This window comes from Rhodopseudomonas sp. BR0C11 (assembly GCF_010820945.1).
Taxonomy (GTDB): Bacteria; Pseudomonadota; Alphaproteobacteria; order Rhizobiales; family Xanthobacteraceae; genus Rhodopseudomonas; species Rhodopseudomonas palustris_H.
This window is the reverse complement of the sequence record NZ_QTKI01000671.1, coordinates 1-1,521: the sequence shown is the minus strand read 5'-3', so window position 1 is coordinate 1,521 and position 1,521 is coordinate 1. Positions and strand designations below refer to the sequence as shown.

Sequence of the window (1,521 nt, the reverse complement as noted above, 5' to 3'; positions counted from 1 at the left end):
CGCCAGCATCTGGATGCGCCGGCGCGGCGACGACAAACCGCTTCGCATGGTGGAATCCGCCGCGATCCTGTTCACGGTGCTACTGGCCTTCATGGAGATCCGTCATGCCGTAAACGGCGGCGACGTCTATCGCGACAGCGCGGGGCTCACCGAAGTCGCGCTGCAGGTTTGCGTCACGCTGGCCATGGCAATCGGCCTGGAACGGTTGCGGCTGCGCAGCCACAGCCCCGTGCACAATATCGCTGCGATCCTGCTCGCGATCTTCGCAGCACTGGGCAGCGTGTTCGGCCTGCTGCTGTGGGAGAACCCGACGTTCTGGGCCACCGATGTCGGCGGGCTGATCATCAACCGCCTCGTGCTCGGTTACGCCCTGCCGGCCGTGCTGGCGCTGCTGCTGTCCTATGCGGTCGCAGGCGTGCGGCGTCCGGCCTATGGCAACGGCTTCGCCGTATTGGCGCTGATCATGGGGCTCGCTTACGTGACGCTGCAGGTGCAGCGCGTGTATCACGGCCCGATTCTGTCGTACGGACCGACCACCGATGCCGAACAATACACCTACTCGGTGGCGTGGTTGATCTGCGGCGTGGTGCTACTCGGTGCCGGCCTGCTGTTCAACTCACAGCGCGCGCGACTGGCGTCGGCGGTGGTGATCGGCCTCACCGTGCTGAAGGTGTTCGTGATCGACATGTCGACGCTGACCGGCGTGTACCGGGCGCTGTCCTTCATGGGCCTCGGCGTGGTGCTGGTAGCGATTGGATGGCTGTATCAGCGCATCCTGTTCCGGCCGCGCAGCACAGCGGCGGCGGACGCGCCATCGCAGCCTCCGCCGTCGGCGGGGGCTTAACTGACCATAAGATCAGCAGCAGGAACGATAAGTGTTAGTCCGTCGAGCGGCGCAGTTCGGACGCGGCTTCGATCTTTGCGGTCTCGGCCCTCGGCGGATCGAGCCGGGCCGATTCGACGCGCGGTGTCGGCACGCTGGCGGTGACTTCGGCGCGTTGCTGAGTGCCCGGCGCGTGCAGCGAGCGCGGCCGGCTCTGCGCGTGAGAATGCGAAATCGCGCGCGCGAGCTGGATCCGGCCCTGATGGCGGAAGTCGCAATACGCAAAGCCCATCCCCGACACCGACCCGCGGAAGCTGCGCTCGCTGGTCTTGTTGAGGTTGAAGCAGGGCTCGAACGGAATGCCCTTGATCGACGCGCAGATCGCCTCGCCGCGAACCTGCAGCGTGTTGCCGGGCAGCCGCATGAAACGGTTGGGACCGGAGCCAGAGAATTGGACCTGGCCGGCGGCGCCGCCATCGTCGAACACGCGGCCTGCGCCGCGGGTTCCGTCGAAGCAGGTGAACGCGAACACCTTGTTGGCGACGAATTTGCGCGCCTCGTCCGCATTCATCGAACCAGCCATCGCCGGAAGGACCGCAGCGCCGGATATCACAGCGCCGACAACGAAACGCGCAAACATGCCTGTACTCCTACTGGGAGCGGGTGAAACTCGCTTAACCCGATCCTTACCATACAAA

The 1,521-nt window shown here is 65.4% G+C and carries 2 protein-coding genes; one reads left to right on the top strand and one right to left on the bottom strand.

Translation table 11 applies throughout. The features are described 5' to 3' along the window. Window positions 1–844: DUF2339 domain-containing protein (locus DYI24_RS26425; protein WP_164574415.1), on the top strand; the 844-nt coding region annotated here is incomplete at its 5' end. Window positions 845–878: 34 nt separating this feature from the next. Here the strand turns inward: DYI24_RS26425 and DYI24_RS26420 are convergent. Continuing rightward, the gene (locus DYI24_RS26420) at window positions 879–1,463 is read right to left on the bottom strand and encodes a hypothetical protein (protein WP_107343230.1); all 585 of its coding nucleotides are present in this window, start codon (window positions 1,461–1,463) and stop codon (window positions 879–881) included. Window positions 1,464–1,521: the final 58 nt, after the last annotated feature.

Coding starts and splice junctions, on each gene's coding strand:
- DYI24_RS26420 (WP_107343230.1), bottom strand. CDS start 1,463: ATGTTTGCGCGTTTCGTTGTCGGCGCTGTGATATCCGGCGCTGCGGTC.